This window comes from Micromonospora sp. HNM0581, from assembly GCF_012726175.1.
Taxonomy (GTDB): Bacteria; Actinomycetota; Actinomycetes; order Mycobacteriales; family Micromonosporaceae; genus Micromonospora.
The window spans coordinates 1-16,704 of record NZ_JAASAD010000018.1 but is presented as its reverse complement, the minus strand read 5'-3'; the positions used below and the strand labels follow the sequence as shown (position 1 = coordinate 16,704).

At 70.0% G+C, this 16,704-nt stretch carries 15 protein-coding genes; 2 read left to right on the top strand and 13 right to left on the bottom strand.

Annotated features, from left to right (window positions below; all coding sequences use genetic code 11):
* Positions 1–16: 16 nt before the first annotated feature.
* The 6 genes from HCA58_RS19230 to HCA58_RS19205 form a co-directional block, all read right to left on the bottom strand.
* Entirely contained in the window at positions 17–1,618 is a 1,602-nt protein-coding gene (locus HCA58_RS19230; RefSeq protein ID WP_169599228.1) for a lipopolysaccharide biosynthesis protein, read from the bottom strand.
* Positions 1,611–2,153, bottom strand: a complete 543-nt coding sequence (locus HCA58_RS19225; protein ID WP_169599227.1) for an acyltransferase — start codon at positions 2,151–2,153, stop codon at positions 1,611–1,613. Before HCA58_RS19225 ends, HCA58_RS19230 begins: the two co-directional genes overlap by 8 nt.
* 93 nt (positions 2,154–2,246) lie before the next feature.
* Positions 2,247–4,187 (bottom strand): hypothetical protein, encoded by a 1,941-nt coding sequence (locus tag HCA58_RS19220; RefSeq protein WP_169599286.1) that lies wholly within the window; start codon positions 4,185–4,187, stop codon positions 2,247–2,249.
* A gap of 225 nt (positions 4,188–4,412) precedes the next feature.
* The gene (locus tag HCA58_RS19215; protein WP_169599226.1) at positions 4,413–6,131 is read right to left on the bottom strand and encodes a glycosyl hydrolase; all 1,719 of its coding nucleotides are present in this window, start codon (positions 6,129–6,131) and stop codon (positions 4,413–4,415) included.
* A 270-nt stretch (positions 6,132–6,401) separates the two neighbouring features.
* The gene (locus HCA58_RS19210; RefSeq protein ID WP_169599225.1) at positions 6,402–6,602 is read right to left on the bottom strand and encodes a DUF397 domain-containing protein; all 201 of its coding nucleotides are present in this window, start codon (positions 6,600–6,602) and stop codon (positions 6,402–6,404) included.
* A complete protein-coding gene (locus HCA58_RS19205; RefSeq protein ID WP_169599224.1) occupies positions 6,593–7,411 on the bottom strand; it encodes a helix-turn-helix transcriptional regulator in 819 nt (272 codons plus the stop codon). The genes HCA58_RS19210 and HCA58_RS19205 overlap by 10 nt, the downstream gene beginning before the upstream one ends.
* 631 nt (positions 7,412–8,042) lie before the next feature.
* Here HCA58_RS19205 and HCA58_RS19200 point away from each other — a divergent pair.
* Positions 8,043–8,402 carry a hypothetical protein gene (locus HCA58_RS19200; RefSeq protein WP_346776045.1) on the top strand — a complete coding sequence of 120 codons (360 nt, stop codon included), beginning with the start codon at positions 8,043–8,045 and terminating at the stop codon, positions 8,400–8,402.
* A 54-nt stretch (positions 8,403–8,456) separates the two neighbouring features.
* On the opposite strand, the gene HCA58_RS19195 is transcribed toward HCA58_RS19200, so the two are convergent.
* The 7 genes from HCA58_RS19195 to HCA58_RS19165 all read right to left on the bottom strand — a co-directional run bounded on the left by HCA58_RS19195 (position 8,457) and on the right by HCA58_RS19165 (position 15,441).
* Positions 8,457–9,317 (bottom strand): shikimate dehydrogenase, encoded by an 861-nt coding sequence (locus HCA58_RS19195; protein ID WP_346776044.1) that lies wholly within the window; start codon positions 9,315–9,317, stop codon positions 8,457–8,459.
* Between the two features lie 21 nt (positions 9,318–9,338).
* Positions 9,339–10,535 (bottom strand): endolytic transglycosylase MltG, encoded by a 1,197-nt coding sequence (gene mltG / locus HCA58_RS19190; RefSeq protein ID WP_169599222.1) that lies wholly within the window; start codon positions 10,533–10,535, stop codon positions 9,339–9,341.
* Positions 10,532–10,993, bottom strand: coding sequence for a Holliday junction resolvase RuvX (ruvX, locus tag HCA58_RS19185; protein WP_169599221.1), 462 nt, complete (start codon positions 10,991–10,993; stop codon positions 10,532–10,534). The genes mltG and ruvX overlap by 4 nt, the downstream gene beginning before the upstream one ends.
* Before the next feature lie 72 nt (positions 10,994–11,065).
* Complete coding sequence (gene alaS / locus HCA58_RS19180; RefSeq protein WP_169599220.1) at positions 11,066–13,744, bottom strand: alanine--tRNA ligase; 2,679 nt, start codon at positions 13,742–13,744, stop codon at positions 11,066–11,068.
* Positions 13,741–14,046 (bottom strand): hypothetical protein, encoded by a 306-nt coding sequence (locus tag HCA58_RS19175; protein WP_169599219.1) that lies wholly within the window; start codon positions 14,044–14,046, stop codon positions 13,741–13,743. Before HCA58_RS19175 ends, alaS begins: the two co-directional genes overlap by 4 nt.
* A 25-nt stretch (positions 14,047–14,071) precedes the next feature.
* Positions 14,072–14,533 carry a DUF948 domain-containing protein gene (locus HCA58_RS19170; protein WP_169599218.1) on the bottom strand — a complete coding sequence of 154 codons (462 nt, stop codon included), beginning with the start codon at positions 14,531–14,533 and terminating at the stop codon, positions 14,072–14,074.
* Between the two features lie 134 nt (positions 14,534–14,667).
* Positions 14,668–15,441, bottom strand: a complete 774-nt coding sequence (locus HCA58_RS19165; RefSeq protein ID WP_346776043.1) for a hypothetical protein — start codon at positions 15,439–15,441, stop codon at positions 14,668–14,670.
* Between the two features lie 849 nt (positions 15,442–16,290).
* Between HCA58_RS19165 and HCA58_RS19160 the strand changes: the two genes are divergently transcribed.
* Positions 16,291–16,548 carry a hypothetical protein gene (locus HCA58_RS19160; RefSeq protein ID WP_169599216.1) on the top strand — a complete coding sequence of 86 codons (258 nt, stop codon included), beginning with the start codon at positions 16,291–16,293 and terminating at the stop codon, positions 16,546–16,548.
* Positions 16,549–16,704 lie beyond the last annotated feature (156 nt).

The following is a 16,704-nucleotide window of genomic DNA, read 5'->3' as shown; positions in this document are numbered from 1 at the left end:
GGGTGACCGGCACGCCTCAACTCCGCCCGCTGCGGCACAGTACGAAACCGAGCGGTTTGACCCCGGCCGCCCGCAGCCGCTCGGCGAGCCGGCGCAGGTCGGCCTGACGGGTGCGGTCACGTTCCACCACGACCACGGCGGTGCCCTGCCGGGCCACCGCGACGCCCCGCTCGTCGGCCTCGGCCGGCGGGGCGTTGTACAGCACGAGACGCTGGTCGGCGCCCTGCTGCCAGGTGCCGAATCGTACCGAGCCGGCACCCACCGCCACCTGATCGTCGCCACCGGCCCGCCCGTTGTCGGTACGGCTGACGGACTTGGCGACGCGGGGCAGGGTGAGCGTGGCGTCCGGGTCGGTCGTGGGCCGGGCGCCGGCCGGGTGCGGGGAGGGACGTCGGGAGATGACCTCGGTCGGGCCGTCGTCGACGTCGGTGGGGGCGGTGCGGGGCTTGGGCACCACGGGTCGGCTCGGGTCGAGGGCTACCGGCAGCCGGCCCCGGTCGGTGAGCACCGTGGTCCGCAGGCGGTCGGTCCGGCCACTGTCGTCGGCGACGAACACCTCCCGCCCGGCCACCGCGAGGGCCACCGCGAGCCCGGCGGTGATCGCCGAGGCGTCCTCCCGGGCGGTCAGCACCGCGACACGGGCGGGCTGGCGGACCCGCTCGGCCACGGCCATCGCGACGTAACGCACGTCGGCGTCGAACGCCCGGCCGCGCAGCCCGGCACGGCGGACGGTACCCAGCAGCGGCAGCCCGCTGCTGTCCCGCGCGTCGGCGACGCTGCGCACCCGCCGGTCCATCGATTCCCATAGGAAGGCGAGCACCAGCCCGATCACGGCCCCACCGAGCAGGCCACCGGCGAGCAGCATCAACGAGCTGCCGGCGGTGGTGGCCAGGGCCGGCTCGGCGCTGCGGGTGACCCAGCCCGGATTGACGTCGACCGCGGCGATCTCCGTACGGGCGGACCCGAGCTGGGTGAGTTGGTTGTTGATGCCGGCGAGTTCGGCGACCGCCGCGTCGCTGCTGGCGGAGTCCTGGGCGTCGTCGATCCGCCGCTGCACGGCGGTGCGTTGGCCGACGACTTTCTCGATGCTCTCGTCGTACGAGTTGAGCATCTCTTCGCGCTGCTTCTCGTACATTGCGCGCCGGACGTCCAGGTAGCTCTGCGCGGCCAGGTTGGCGCCGGCCACGGCCTGTTCGGCGTCGGCGGACCGGTAGACGAAACGCAGGATCTGGCCGCCGGCGGGCACCTCGACCTCAAGGGCGTCGCGTACCGTGCGCTGGTCCGAGCCGAACGTCTCGGCCAGCTTCGCGACGACCTCGGTGCCGGTGGCGATCCCGCTTTCGACGTTCATGTTCACCGCCCGGTCGGCGGCGGCACCGCTTGGGGTGAAGGCGTCGGTGACCACCGGTCGGACCGCCACCACGGCGTTCGCCGTCACCGCGGCCGGTGCCACCAGCAGGTAGCCGAGTGCGGCGAGCAGTCCGCCGAGGGCGACCGCGGCGACCAACTTGATCCGGTGCAGCGGCACCCGCAGCATGTCGGTGAGGGTGACACTGCGGGAGGTGGAAGCGGCTGCCGGGCCGTCACCGGTCCAGGCGCCGGACGAGGCATCAGTCATGGAACTTCTTCGCTATCTGTTGTGGATTGCCGATCACCACGACCCCGGGTGGCACATCCGCACGGACCACGGTCGCGGCACCCACGACGCTGTCCCGGCCGATCCGTACGCCCTTCATGACCAGTGCGTGCGCACCGATCCAGACGTTTTCCTCTACGGTGATCGGCGCTCGGGTGGCGGCGGTGGGCGGGTCGTGACGCCGCTCCGGGGGCAGGTTGTGGAAGTCGTTGTCGAGCAGTTCGCAGTCCGACAGCAGGCAGCGGTCGCCGATCGTCACCGACGTCCAGGTGCCGATCCAGGTGGCGTTGAGCAGGCAGTGCGCACCGACACGCACCTCACCCGGACCGGCGAAGCGGACCAGCTTGTTCACCCGGGTGTGTGCGCCGATGCTGACCCGTACGCCACGGCGTAACCGGATCCTGCCACGGATCTCCACCCCCGGTCCCAGTTGTAGGCGCGGGTAGCGCAGCCGGTACCAGCCGCGTTTGACCGCGAACACGACACGCACGACGGGTCCACGTCGGATGCCAGACAACGAGCCTCCCCACCTTCCTCGGGCCGGCGGCGGGAGACCCGCCGCCGGCCCGAGGTGAACAACCTACCGAGCTTTCGTTACGAACGGTGAACGCTACGGCACCGCGAAGAACATCGAAGCGGTCGACCAGGTCAGCTCCGGCGTCGCCGCCGCGACAAGTGTCGACTCGGCACCGTCGACCGCGGTGGTGAGGGCCAGGGTCGGGTCGAACGGCACACTGCTCAGTGACCCGTTCGTCGCCCCGTAGACGATCCGCCCGTCCACCCAGGCCATTCCGCGGACCGCGGACCAGGTTACGCCCGTGGTGGGTAGGACGAACTCGGTGGCACCCAGGTAGTTGCCGTCGATCTCGAAGTACCGGTAGTAGAGGTTGTTGGCGCCGCTACGGGTGTAGTAGAGCCGACCGTCGAGGAAGAACGCGCCGGTCAGCAGCGCCGGGTTGAACCAGTCGTTGTAGCCGGATGCCTCCCACGAGCCACCGATCGTGGTGCCGTTGAACAGGGAGACGTCGATCCGGCTGCCGGTCGGCGTCCCGGCCACCGTGCGCGACCAGTAGATCCGGTCGTCGACCAGCCAGGTCGCCCCGGCGCCCGTGTAGTTCGGCTGGCTGACCACCGTGGCGCTGGCAGCGTCCAGGGCGGTGCCGTCGAACGGCACCCTCGCCACATCGCCGGGGCCGACGTTCAGGTGCAACTGGCCGCTGCCGGCCGTCGGCGGGTTCTTCGGGGTGATCGTGCGCCCACCGCTGGTCGGGAACACACCGAGCCGGCCGCGGTACTCGTTGCCCATGCCGTCCGAGTTGTGGCCGAAGTAGAGCCCGGCGTTGCCGCGCCACAGCACGGGCACCGACGATCCCCAGGAACTGGTGCCGGCGGGAAGATTCGAGCCGCCGCTGCGGCGGGGGTTCCAGTTCACCGGCATACCGGTGGCCGGAGTCACCGCGGCGACACCCAGCCGGTCGACCGCGCCGTTGCCGGCCTGGTCGCTGGCGTTCGGGTTGTTCAGCCAACGGAAGTGTCCACCGAGGTAGATGATGTTGTCAGCCACCTCGACCGAGGTGATGGTGTCGTTTCCGGTGTAGTTCACCCAGGTGGCGACCTGGTTGGCTCCCCGGTGGGCGGTCTCGAAGCGAACCAGGGCGTCGCAGTAGGCGGCCGGCCAGCCCGATCCGCCGTTGGTGCCCACGACGAACCAGCTGCCGTCAGCCCCGAAGCGAACATCCTGCACGTAGTGCACGAAGGAGGCCGGGCTGGCGCACGGCGCCACGAACTTCTCCGAACTCCAGTCGATGACGCTCGGGGTGCCGGTCAGGTCGACGAGCGCGATCTGGTTGCGCGGCAGGTCGTTGACGTAGAGGAAGTTGCCGCCGACGACGAGGGTGGCACCGTCCGGCGTGACGTCGATGGTCCAGGCGTACATGCTGGTGCCGTGCCGACCGACGCTCGTGTTGATGTTGAAGGTCGGATCGATCTCGCCGGTGGTCGCGTCGAACCGGCCGAGCCCTGAGTGCGCCGTGCCGTTGAGCCAGTTGAAGGCTCCGGCCGCGTAGAGCCAGTTGCCGTGCAGCACCAGGTCACGGACGGTGCCGCCGTCGGAACGACCGGCCCAGCTGTCGACGATCATTCCAGTGGAGGGGTCGAGTGCCACCAGGTTCCGGCGGGACACGGTGTTGACGTTCTTGAAGGCCCCGCCGACGATCAGGGTCCCGCCCGGACCGGCGATGAGGGAGTTGACCGCGCCGTCGAGCACCGGCAGGAAGGTCGTCGAGATCGTGCCGGTCATCCGGTCGTACGCGAACAGGTAGCTGCGGGAGATCCAGGCCGAGGTGGCGGTCTGGCGGATCTTGGTGAAGCTGCCACCGACGTAGACCGTGTCGCCGATCTCGGCGAAGGCACGCGCCTCGCCGTTACCGGCGTGCGGAGTCTGGTCGGCTGGGTCGGTCGACACGAGGGTGGCAGGTTCGGGCGCCGGCACCACGACTGCGGACGCCGTGGTGGGTACGGCCAGCACGGCCGCGACAGTCACCAACGCGATGGCTGCGGCCCGCCATCGATGCGGACGAGCAAATCGCCACGACAGGGTGTATCTGGGCACGCTACGCCTCCAGAGTGGACGAGATTGCACGTAGCGTGCCGGTCCAGCCTGGAGGGCGGCATCCGCCGATTGGACGGAGGGTGGATCAGGAAACGGACAACCTTGCCCCGAGTCGTATATCCGACAGTCGGTGTGGCCTGTCCGCTCTGTGTGGCCCGCTCCGGATCAGCGGCCCCCTCCCGTCGGCTGCCGCAGGTAGCTGTCCCGCCCCGCAGCAGCGAAGCCGGCCACCGACGCCGCATCCTGGTTCATCATCATGTTGCAGGTCTTCGTCGTCTTCGTCATGCCAGCCGAATTGAAGTAGATCGCTGCCTTGATTTTCGGGTGAGCTTTCAGCGCCGCCGGGAACTCCTCGAACCAGCGTCGCTTCGCGTTCGGATCGGCGGCGTCCATGTTCGTACCGAACTCGGCGAGCATCCGGGGCTTGCCCGCACCGATACCGTGCTCGTCGAGCCACCGGTAGAAGGACCCGACAGTGGTGCTGGGGCTCTTCCAGACCGTGCTGCCATTACAGACGTGGAAGTTGTAGGGATCCCAGGCCACCCAGTCGACGTAACGGTCACCGGGGTAGAGCCCGGCGTACCGGTCGTAGTGGCCGGACCAGCCCATCATCGTCCACACCCAGACAGCGTTGTCGGCCTTGGCGTCGGCGAACCGGTCGTGCACGTAGCGCCACGCCCGGACGAACTCGGCGTCGCTGCCCTTGGCCGGCTCGTCCTCCGGCTCGTGATCGAACCCGATGAAGACCGGCTGACCGACCGCCCGGATCCGACCGGCTACCGCGTCGATCGTCGCGTCGTACCGGCCGCTGTAGACGTCCTTCCAGGTCAGCACGGCACCTGAGGAGAAGACCCGGCTCTCCCACGCGAAGAACATCAGCCGCCCGTCGCGCATCTGCTGCTGCTGGAACTCGTCGGGGAAGGCACCGTTGCTGCCGGCGTTCGAAAAGTCGTGGTAGCGGTGGACGATGTCGAACTTGCGCCCCACCTGCTTCTCCACGTCAGCGACCGCCTTGCCATGGTCCCAGCCGGCGGCGGCGTTCGTCGGCGAGTACATCCCCCACCACGCGCCGCAGCCGGGTACCAGCTTCGTCGACACCGTGCCACATTCACCTGGCTCTGGTTCTGGCTCCGGCTCCGGCGATGGACTGGGGCTGGGCCGGGCCGGCGACGGCCGCGCACTCGACGACACGGTCGGTGAGGGCGACGGGCTGCTGCTGGTGGCCGTCGGCTCCGGCGCGACACTCGGCGAGGCTGACGGTGGCCGGGCACCCACCCCGTCGTAGCTGATCGACAGGCGGGGACGCAGACTGGCGTTGCGGTTCTCGCCCGAGGCCCAGTAGATGCGGGTGTCCAGCCCCGCCTGGGAGAGCGACAGGGTCCAGATGCCGTTGCCGGTGACCAGACCCGAGACGTCCCACTCGTTGAAGCCCTTGCCGACACTGTTGACAGTGTCCAACGCCGCGCCCGCAGGGGTGGGCATCGGGCGGTCCGCGTGGGCGTCGAGCCGGGAATCGTGCGCGGCGACCGACGCCTCGAACGACTGCCAGGCATGCACCCGCAACGTGGCCCGTACATTCGCAGCGTTCGCCGGCAGCGTGGTGACCAGGAAGGTCAGCACCGCCTCGCGTGCACCGCGGGGGTTGCCGTCGCAGGGCGCGGGGCAGGTCGCCAACGTCGTCTTGACGCTGTTGTCCCCATCCTGCGGCACCGCCGTGGCGGTGGTGTCCGCCACCACCGCGATCGACAGGTCGTCATCGGCGAGCAGCGGCACCATCGTCGCGCCGAGCCCCAGCACCACCGTGGTGCCGACGGCACCGAGCGCCAGGGCCTTCCGCCGGGGGCCGCGCTGCGGGATCAGGCGGTGCAGTCCGCGAGTGGCCACGGATACTCCTCGTGTCTACGACACCAACGCTGAGCAGCGTAGCGGTGTACACAACAGAGCGTGTGCCTGAAGGCCGGACCTAAGCGCATCTTAAAACTCCCCTAAACCCCCCACCTGGCACCTCCACTCCCACCCACACCCCAGCCCACCCGTCCCGCCCCACGCCGTTGATCATGAGGTTGGCGGCGATCCTGAACGCTACGAGTGCCGCCAACCTCATGATCAACAGGGGTTCGCCGGATGTGGATTCGGGTGGGGGTTGCGGGGTGGTCAGCGGGTGGGGGCTTGTTGCTTCACCAGGGTGACGAAGGACCGCCACGAACGCTGGCCGAAGAGGAGGGTGCCACCGTCACGGTCCTTGGTGTCCCGCACCAGCACCACACCACGAAGATTGTCGGCGACCTCCACACAGGAGCCACCATTCGTACCCGAGTAGGTCGACGTGCGCCAGTTGGCGCCGGTCACGTCCATGAATGCGCCACTTCCTTGATCAGTTCGAGGGACTGCCTGCGCGGGAGCGCCTCACCCCGGACCGCCTCCCAGGTCCGCTGGAGGGTAGCAAGATCGTCGGTCTGGTTGACCACCTGCGCACGCACCTGGTGGTCGAGGTGCGCCACCACCGAACCGTCGCCGAGGGTCGCCAGGATGAAACCGCCCTGCAAGCCAGGGTAGATTCCCGCCTCCTCGGGCACCACGAGTATCTGGACGTGCGGCAGCTCGGACATCGTGACCAGGTGTTCGAGCTGCTCCCGCATGATGTCGGGGCGCCTGTCGACCGGCCGGCGGAGCACCATCACGTCGATCACCGCCACCAGCGGCACCGGGACGTCGCGGTGCAGGATCGCCTGCCGGTCCAGCCGGGAGCCTACCCGCTGGTCGACTTCTCCCGGCTGCAACAGGCCGTTGTTCATCATGCCGCGCGCATACGCATCGGTCTGCAGCAAGCCGGGCACGAACGCGGGTTCGTACCAGCGCAGCAATGCGGCATCCCGCTCCAGCTCGATCCACTCACGTAGCCAGGACGGGGTCTGCTCCAACTTGGACAGCTCACGCAGCATCCGGGTGAACCTGCCCTCCGCCACCGCCGGATCGAAGGCAGGATCGTGAGCACGGTCGACGGCGAACATGTACTCCTTCGTAGGTGGTCGCCCGCCGGTCTCGACCGAACTGACGTGCGAGCCGGAGTATCCGATACCCCGACCGAAATCGTCCTGACTCAACTTCACCTGAACCCGCAGCAGCCGCAGTTCCTCGCGTACGTAGTCGATGGCGGTGCTCATCAATTCCCCAATCCTGCCCGATCCTGCCCGCTTGTTCGCCATGCCCGCCCAGATACCGCCCTGACATGCGCGAACACGCCGCGCACATATCGACGGAGGGGCTGTCCTCACCAGACTGTCACACAGCGAAGCCGCTCCTATCCAGACAGGGACGGGGCAGTTTCCGCGCCGGGGCCGCCCGGGGACTTCCCCCGTTTCCGGGCGGCCCCTTCCCACGTTGATCGGAGGCCGATGTGCGTACCCGTAATCTCTGGCATTCGTGCCCTACGACGGTCCTACCGGTGCACCCCGCTCCGGCTCCGCCACCGCCGTCCCAACCGCCACTGGCGCCCTACTCACCATTCACGCCCCATCCATCACAAGCGCAACCCCCATCCCGAGCGCTGCCGCCGGCCGATCTCACGATGCCGGAGGGCCAACGCGACCAGAGGCTGCGGCACCAGCGGTCGACAAGTCACACCTGCCCAGAGCTGCCGACCGGCCACCGTGGGCCAGGATTGCCGCAGCGTCGGCGCGGTACGCACCTGCCCGAGTGGATGCGGGAACCCACCAGGCCGTTGCCGATGCCGCGCCCGGGACGTCCCGGCTGGTTGACTCCGGGGCAGCAATGGCGGGCCAACGGAGGCCGGTGGTGACCTCAGACGGCTCGGACGCGATCACCACCCGGCTGTTCGCACCCGCACACGGTCCACTTCCGCAGCGCCCCACCGCCCGCGACACCGAAGTACCACACACCCCGTTGCGGCCGATGTGGTGCTGCCGTGCCGACGGGCAGCCCTGGCCGTGCGGGCAAGCCCGACTGCTACTCCATGTCGAGTACGACGGCAACCTGCCCGGCCTGTCCATCTACCTCGCCGGCCTCATGTACGAAGCTATGCGCGACCTTTACCGCCTCAACCCCCACGATGGCCCGACACCCGCAACACTGTTCACCCGCTTCATGGCGTGGACCCACCACGCCGCCTGGCAACACCGACGCAGAAACCCCTGACGCCCGCAGCGGCAGCACGGTAGGACGAAGCGGCGGCTTGGCAGCCCAGAAGGATCAGGGGAAGCTGCGGGCGGCGCTGAGAGCGGCGGCCATCGCCGGGCGGGGGGCGGGCACTCCGGTGAACTGCTCGAACTGGCCGATCGCCTGAGCAAGCAACAGGTCGAGACCGGAGACGATCCGGCAGCCGGCGGCTCCGGCGGCTGCTGCCAGCGGGGTCGGCCACGGGTCGTAGAGCGCGTCGAAGACCACCGTGGCGGCTTGCCAGGGCAGAAGGCCGACGAACTCGTCGGCGGCCCCCTTCGGCACGGTGGAGATCAGCACATCGACGCCGGTCAGCGCGGACACCTGTGCGTGTGGCGTCCCGGGCCACGCTGCGCTGCTCATCGCGACCCCGAGTACGGCCGCCACCGGCTCCAGGTCGGCGACCGCTGCCGGGCGGCGCGCGATCACTGTGACTGTGCCGGCACCCAGCTGGGCCGCCGCCGCCAACGCTGCCCTCGCGGTGCCGCCTGCACCGAGCAGGGCGACGTTGGCACCGGGGCGTACGCCCGCCTCCGTCAGCACCTCGACTATGCCGGTGACGTCGGTGTTGTCGGCGTACCAGGAGCCGTCGGGGCGGCGTACCAACGTGTTGGCCGCACCCACGGCGACAGCGACCGGGGAAACCTCCGCGGCCACCGTGAGCGCCGCCTCCTTGCCCGGCATGGTCACCGACAGCCCGGCCCACTCCGGGCCCAGGCCGGCGACCAGGGCCGGCAGCTCCGCCGCCGCGCACTCGATCCGGGTGTACGACCATCCGGTGAGCCCGGCGGCGACGTAGCCGGCGTTGTGGATCACCGGGGAGAGCGAGTGGGCGATCGGCTTACCCAACACCGCCGCCCTGCGCTCCGACACGACCACTGGCGTTTCCTTCACCCCACGCAGACGAACGGCAGGTCAGATGATGCCGGCCTCGCGGGCTTTGGCCTCGTTCTTCAGGTGGTCCTCGTACGTCTCCGCGAAGGCGGAATTGCCCTCCTTGTCGACGGCCACGAAGAAGAGCCAGTCGCCGACCGGCGGATCCATCGCCCCCTCAAGGGCTTCCTTGCCAGGGTTGTTGATCGGGGTGGGGATCATGCCCCGCAGCTTGCGGTTGTACGGATTGTCCGGGTTGTCGAGGTCGCTCTGGGTCATCTGGCCGGACGTCTTCGTCTTCTGCCCGGTCAACTCCAGGTAGTAGTTGACGGTGACGTCCATCTCCAGGCAGCCGCAGTCGAAATTGCCCCGGTACACCCGGTTGTAGGCGACCCGGGCGACCTTGCCGAGATCCGTCTTGGTGCCGGCCTCAGCCTGGGCCAGCGACGCCACGATCAGCGCCTCGTACGGGCTGATGCCGCCGCGTTCCTCCTGCACCCGGTCGGCGAACTCCATCTCACCGGTGACGGTCAAGAAGTGATCGACCATCTGCCCCAGGATGACCTCGGCGGTAGCGTCCGGCGGGATCTCGTACGTGTCCGGGAAGAGGAAACCCTCGATCGACTTCTTCGGCTTCACGCCGTCCGTACGCTCGAACCACCAGTCTGGGACGCCCAGCTTCTCCGGGTCCTTCGCGGCGGCTTCGAACTCCTCCACCGGGATCTCGGTGTGCTCGCTGAGCAGCTTGAAGATCCCCTTCGCTGTGCGCCCCTCAGGAATGGTGAGCCCGTTGACCACCCGGTTCTGCGGATCGAGCATCGCGGCGAGGGCCAGCTCACCGCTCATCTGCTTACGCAGCTGGTACGTGCCGGGCTGGATGTTGCGGCTGCGGGAGTTCTCGTCGGCCGCCTCGATGAACGCCTTGGTGCTCTTGACCACACCGGCGTCGTAGAGGGCCACAGCCATGTCGGCGAGGAACGCGCCCTGCGGGATCTGGACAGTCACCTCCTCGGTGCCGCCGCCCTCATAGTCCGGGGTGACCAGGTAGTTCTGGATCCGGTCGAAGCCGTAGAAGGCGGCCCCGCCGATGCCGCCGAGCAGCACCACAGCCAGCAGGAGAGCCAGGACGGTCTTGCCCCGCCCGCCACCGGACCCGCTGCCCTTGCGGCGGCCCCGGCGGTGCTTGCCCTTGTCCCCCCGCTCCTGCTCGTCGAACCCGAGGTCCAGATCGTCCATCATTGCGTCCGCCTCCGCTGCGCATCCAGCCAGCTCTGCAGAATCTCCACCGCGGCGGCCTGATCGACCACCGCCCTTTGCTTTTTCCCCCGGACACCGCGCTCGGCAAGCCTACGACTCGCCACGACCGTGGACATCCTCTCGTCGGTGAGCGTCACCGGGACAGGTGTAATCACATCGGCCAGTTGTCGAGCGTACGCCTTGACGTGCTCCGCCGCCGGGCCATGTCGACCGGCAAGATTCACCGGAAGGCCGACCACCACCTCGACGGCCTCATGTTCGGCGATCAGCGCGACGAGCTCGGAAATGTCCGTCGGGATTGCCTCTGAGCTGGGAATCTGCTGCCGCGCGATGGTCACCAACGGGGTGGCGAGGACACCGTGGAAGTCTGACCGGGCAACCCCGATCCGCACCTGGCCCACGTCCACCCCCAGCCGCACGCCTCGAGATGCCTCACTCACCGTAGGTGACCTTTCCGCAAGATTGGTCAGGGCGGACCGGCTCGGCCCGCCCTGACCCACCATGTCGCTGGTTCACGCGTCGCTGATCGACTGCTCGACCGTCAGCAACAGTCGAGGCACCTCCGACTCGGGCAGCCCGCCACCCTGCGCCAGCTCGGGGCTTCCACCGCCACGGCCGGAGAACGCCGCCTTCACCAGATCGTTCGCGGCGATCCCCCGACTACGCGCGGCCGGGTTGACCGCCACCACGAGCGACGCCTTGCCGTTGGCCCGGGCGGCCACCGCGACCACACCCGGCCGGGAGGCGTCGATGCGGCCCCGGATCTCCAGCGCGAGGGTACGCACGTCGTTGCCGGCCGCCCCGTCGGGCGCCTCGGTGCCCACATAGGCGACCCCGCGTACGTCTCTGGCCTGGGCGGCGAGCGCCGCCGCACCACCGAGCACCAGCTGTGCCCGCAGCTTCTCCAGCTCCTTCTCCGCGTCGCGCAACTGGGTGACCGTCTGCTCGACCCGGTCGGCGACCTGATCGGCGGGGACGCGGTACAGCTCGGCGAGGCGGGACACCAGCAGATGCTCACGGGCCAGGAAGTTGAACGCGTCGATCCCGACGAGCGCCTCGACCCGGCGGACACCCGACCCGATCGACGACTCAGAGAGGATCTTCACAAGCCCGAGCTGACCGGAGCGGGCCACGTGGGTGCCACCGCACAGCTCGCGGGCGTAGTCGCCGACCTCGACCACCCGGACCTGGTCGCCGTACTTCTCGCCGAACAGCGCCATCGCGCCGATCCGCCGGGCCTCCTCCTGGGAAGTGATGAAGGCGTGCACCTCCAGGTCGGCCAGCAACACCTCGTTGATCTGCTGCTCGACGTCGTGCAGCACACTCGGGGCGACCCCGGTGGCGGTGTTGAAGTCGAAACGCAGTCGACCGGGGGCGTTCAGCGAACCGGCCTGGGTGGCGGATTCGCCGAGAAAGTTACGCATCGTCTGGTGCACCAGGTGCGTGGCGGTGTGCGAGCGGGAGATCGCCCGCCGCCGGCTGGTGTCGATTTCGGCGTACCCGGCCTCCCCGGCGCGTACCTCACCCCGCAGCACCCGGGCCCGGTGCACGATCAGCCCCGGCACCGGCTGCTGCACGTCGAGGACCTCGACCTGACCGCCACCCACGGTGATCATGCCCAGGTCGGGCTGCTGACCGCCGCCCTCGGCGTAGAACGGGGTGGTGTCGAGAACCAGCTCGATCGTGTCGCCCTCGACCGCCGCCGCGCGGGGGCCGTCGGTGCCGAGCACCGCGCGGACCGTCGACTCACGGGACACCTCCGTGTAGCCGGTGAAGGTCACCGGACCACCCGAGTCGAGCACCGACCGGTACGCCGACAGGTCGGTGTGGCCGGTCTTGCGGGCCTGCGCGTCGGCCTTGGCGCGGGCCCGCTGGTCGGCCATCAGCCGACGGAAGCCATCCTGGTCGACGGTGAGCCCCTGCTCGGCGGCGATCTCCAGGGTCAGGTCGATCGGGAAGCCGTACGTGTCGTGCAGCTGGAACGCCTGCTCCCCCGACAGCGCGCCACCCCCGGCGCCGCGGGTCTGCGTGATCGCGGTGTCCAGGATCGTCGTGCCGGCCCGCAACGTGGCCAGGAACGCATCCTCCTCGGCGTACGCGTACGCCGAGATCCGGTCGAAGTCCGCCGCCAGTTCCGGGTACGACGGCGCCATGCAGTCCCGGGCCACCGGCAGCAGCTCCGGCAGCGCCCGCTCCTGCCAGCCGAGCAGCCGCACCGACCGGATCGCCCGCCGCATGATCCGCCGCAGCACGTACCCGCGACCCTCGTTGGACGGGGTCACCCCGTCACCGATGAGCATCAGCGCGGTCCGCACGTGGTCGGCGATCACCCGCAGCCGTACGTCGTCCGGGTGGGACTGGTTCGCGGCCTGCCCCGAGTGTGCGCCGTACCGCTTACCGGTCAGCTCCGCCGCCCGGTCCAGGATCGGGCGAACCTCGTCGATCTCGTACAGGTTGTCGACGCCCTGCAGGATGGAGGCCATCCGTTCCAGGCCCATGCCGGTGTCGATGTTCTTCTTCGGCAGCTCACCGACGATCCGGAACTGCTCCTTGCTCGTCACGTCCGCGATCTCGTACTGCATGAAGACGAGGTTCCAGAACTCCAGGTACCGGTCCTCGTCGACCTCCGGGCCGCCCTCGGTGCCGTAGGCCGGACCCCGGTCGTAGTACAGCTCCGAACACGGCCCCGCCGGGCCCGGGATGCCCATGGACCAGAAGTTGTCCTTCTTGCCCCGCCGGACGATGCGCTCGTCGGGCACCCCGGTGCGACGCCAGATCTCGTACGCCTCGTCGTCGTCCAGGTAGACCGTCGCCCAGATCCGCTCCGGGTCCAACCCGAACCCACCGGCCTCGACCGACTTGGTGGCCAACTCCCAGGCGAGCGGGATCGCGCCGGCCTTGAAGTAGTCGCCGAACGAGAAGTTCCCGTTCATCTGGAAGAAGGTGCCGTGCCGGCTGGTCTTGCCGACCTCGTCGATGTCCGGCGTACGGATGCACTTCTGCACACTGACCGCACGCTGGTACGGCGGTGTCTGCTGGCCGAGGAAGTAGGGAACGAACTGCACCATGCCGGCGTTGACGAACAGCAGGTTCGGATCGCTGATGGCGGGCAGCGGAGCGGACGGCACCACGGTGTGACCGTTCGCCGCGAAATGGGCGAGATAACGCCGCTTGATCTCCGCCGTCTTCATCGCTGGTGTTCCTCCGGAAAGATCTTTCGGTCACCGATCCGCGGGTCGTCCCGCAGCTCGGCGAACTGGTCGTCGAACGCCTCACCCTGGGCGAACGCCGCGTGAATCTCGTGCTCCCGCTCGGCCATCCCGGCGCGTACGTCCGCCACGAAGCTACGCAGTTCCTCGACGAGCCCGCCAGCGGATTGCGACAGGTTGTCGGCGATACCGGCAGGGGTGTACGCGTGGGCGGCGCGGGTCGCCTTGCGCACCACCACCACACCGACGGCCACACCGATACCCAGCCAGAAAAGGCGCCTCATGCCCGTACCTCCCGAAGCCCGCCGGTCAGCGGTTCCCGCGCCGGGCGGCGCGCCGCTGAGCCTTGATGGTGTCCCGTACCTCGCGCTCGGTCTCGGCGTTACGGCGGGTCGCGGCGGCCTTGCGTACGCCGTAGCCGAAGGCGGCCACCTTGACCAACGGGTTGGCCGCGGCAGCGGAGACCACGGTGACAAGGTTGGCGACGTTGGCGCTGATGTTCTGCGCGTGCCCGGTCATGGTGTCGACCTTGGCCAGCTGAAGATTCACCCCGTCGATCGAGGTCTGCACCTGCTCCAACGTCACGTTGACGTTGCGGACCGTCGTGTTGACATCGCCGAGCAGGGGACCGGTCCGGTCGTTCAAGTCGTTGATCATGCGGGTCGTGGCGTCCACGGTGTGCCGCAACCGCAGGATGGGCAGCGTCAGGATCAGCACCAGCATCGCAAACGCAATCGCCGCGATCAGTGCCGCGACCTCCAAAAAGCCCACGCCAGTCCTCCTCAAACAGGGTCTCGGGCCGATGATCCCCGAGCCGCGACCGTCTCGCCCACGTCAACGTCGAGTGACCGGTCGAGACCGGTCACCACCAGCACCTGACCCTACCGTCCGTGATGACGATCGGCTCAGGACGGTGGGGAGGGAGTCAGCTCACCCAACGGGTCCTCGGAGAGCGTCGGGAAAGGATCCTCACCGGTCAGGGACGGATCGGTGCTCGGCTGCGGCCGGGTCCGCTCGTCGTCGATCGCGTTACGAACCTTCACCGACACCAACGACCCGGGGCACTCCTGCGCCGCTGTGGACGGGTCGGGAATCGGCACCACCGCCGGTTCCCCGTCGACTGGTGGCGGCACGCAGGTCCGTTCCCGTACCCAGAGGTCGAGGGTGAGCTCGTCTCGCCGCCAGCAGGTGTAGCTGCCCTTCTCCTCCTGCTCCGGGCAGTAGTTGGGCGTCCACCGTTGCCAACCGTCGCCGATCAGCGCGGCCTCGTACGCCTGCGTTGTCTCCTCGGGTGGCCGCTCGGAGGTCGTGGTGCGTTCCCGCAACCGGCAGTCCAGCAGGCACCAGGGGCTACCGCTGACGTCGTCGACCGGTTCGGTGACCGCCCAGGACGGCACGTCCAGCTCGTCGAGCGAGGCGAAGACCGGGTCCTGGTCCATGGTCCGGAGACCGAAGAACGCTGGCAGGACACCGAGCAGCAGAACACTGGCGAGCACCAGGACGGCAGCGCGTAGCCGTGGCGAACCCTGTCGACGCGGTTCACCACCGTCACCCGCCGGCTCGTCCTCTGGCCGATCGACACCTGCGGGACCCGGCGCGTCGGCCCGCCGGACCACCGGCGCCACGCCGGGGCGGGCCGCCGGGTCCGCCGGTGTCACGACAGCCGCAGCACGGGCCACTGCCGGAACCTCACCGCCCCGTGTCGGGGGCACCGGCGGTGTCCCTGGGTCAGGACGCACCGGGTTCCGGTGCGGCGGCGTGGCCCGGCCAGCGGGCCGGTCCTCAGGATGCACCGGAGCACCGGCCCGAGCCGTCACCGGCGAACCGGTAGGTCCGGCGGCGATGCCCCGGCCGGGGTCAGCGGGTCCTACGCCAGGAGGAACAGCCTCGGGCCGCGCCGCGCCCCGGGCGGGGCCGGGCGGCGGCCCACTCGGGCGCCCGGCAGTCGCCTCCGGCCGGGCCATCCCCCGGGTCGGGCCCATGGGCGGACCGTCCGGACGCGCCGCATCCCGCGGCGGCCCACCAGCTGGGCCGTCCGGACGCGCCGCACCACGCGGTGAGCCGGCCGGCCGGGGGGGCGGGGGGGCGGGGGCGCCGCTCCGGGGCGGGAGGCCGGCCCGCGCGATCGACTCGGGTCCCTCCGGACCCGGGGCAGCACCGGCCGGCGGCGTGGAGCGGCCCCGTCCGGCCGGTGGCCCGTCGGCACGGCGGGCAGGCCCAGCTACCGGACGGGCCTGCCCCGGCTCGACACGGCGCCCATCGGGCGGTACGGCACCCGCGTTCGGCCGACCTGGCTGGCCGTCGGCCGCCACGCCATGGCGGTCACCGACCGTCGGCGTACCACCGGAAGGGGTGCCGATCACGCGATCGGACGGGGGCCGCTTGTTGATCGTCGGCAGTGCCGGGTCGGTGTGGTGCGGTCGCCCCGCCTGCCGGAGCCAGTCCGACGGTCGCTCCGGTCGACCGGCTCGACCCTCGCCGGGCCGACCCCCACCAGCTGGCATCTCCATCCCGGGACCCGCCACCGAATGCCTACCGGAAGGCTCCTCGTCGGCTACGCGCCGCGCCCGGACCGGTGCGTCGTCGGCGTCGTCCGCGCGGCGTCCCCGGAACGGCTCGGCCGGCCCGTCCGCAGGCCGACGACCGAACGGCGGCTGCTCGGGGGCCGGTCGGCGAGCCGACGCCGCGGCGGTGGCAGCATCCGGCCCGGCCTGGCCGGATGCGATCCGGCGGTCCTGCCCGGCGGGTGCGATCCGGCGATCCTGCCCGGTGGTCGGCGCGCCTGACTCGCCACGCCCGACAGCTGGTGCGCGTGCAGGGCCGGCGGCCGGAGGGCCAGACGTCACGCCCGGGACCGGCGGCGCGCCACCGGCCAGCGGCGCCGCAGGTCGTTGCTCCTCCGGCTCGGCCGCGCGCCGCCGGCCCGCCCGCCTGCCGTCGGC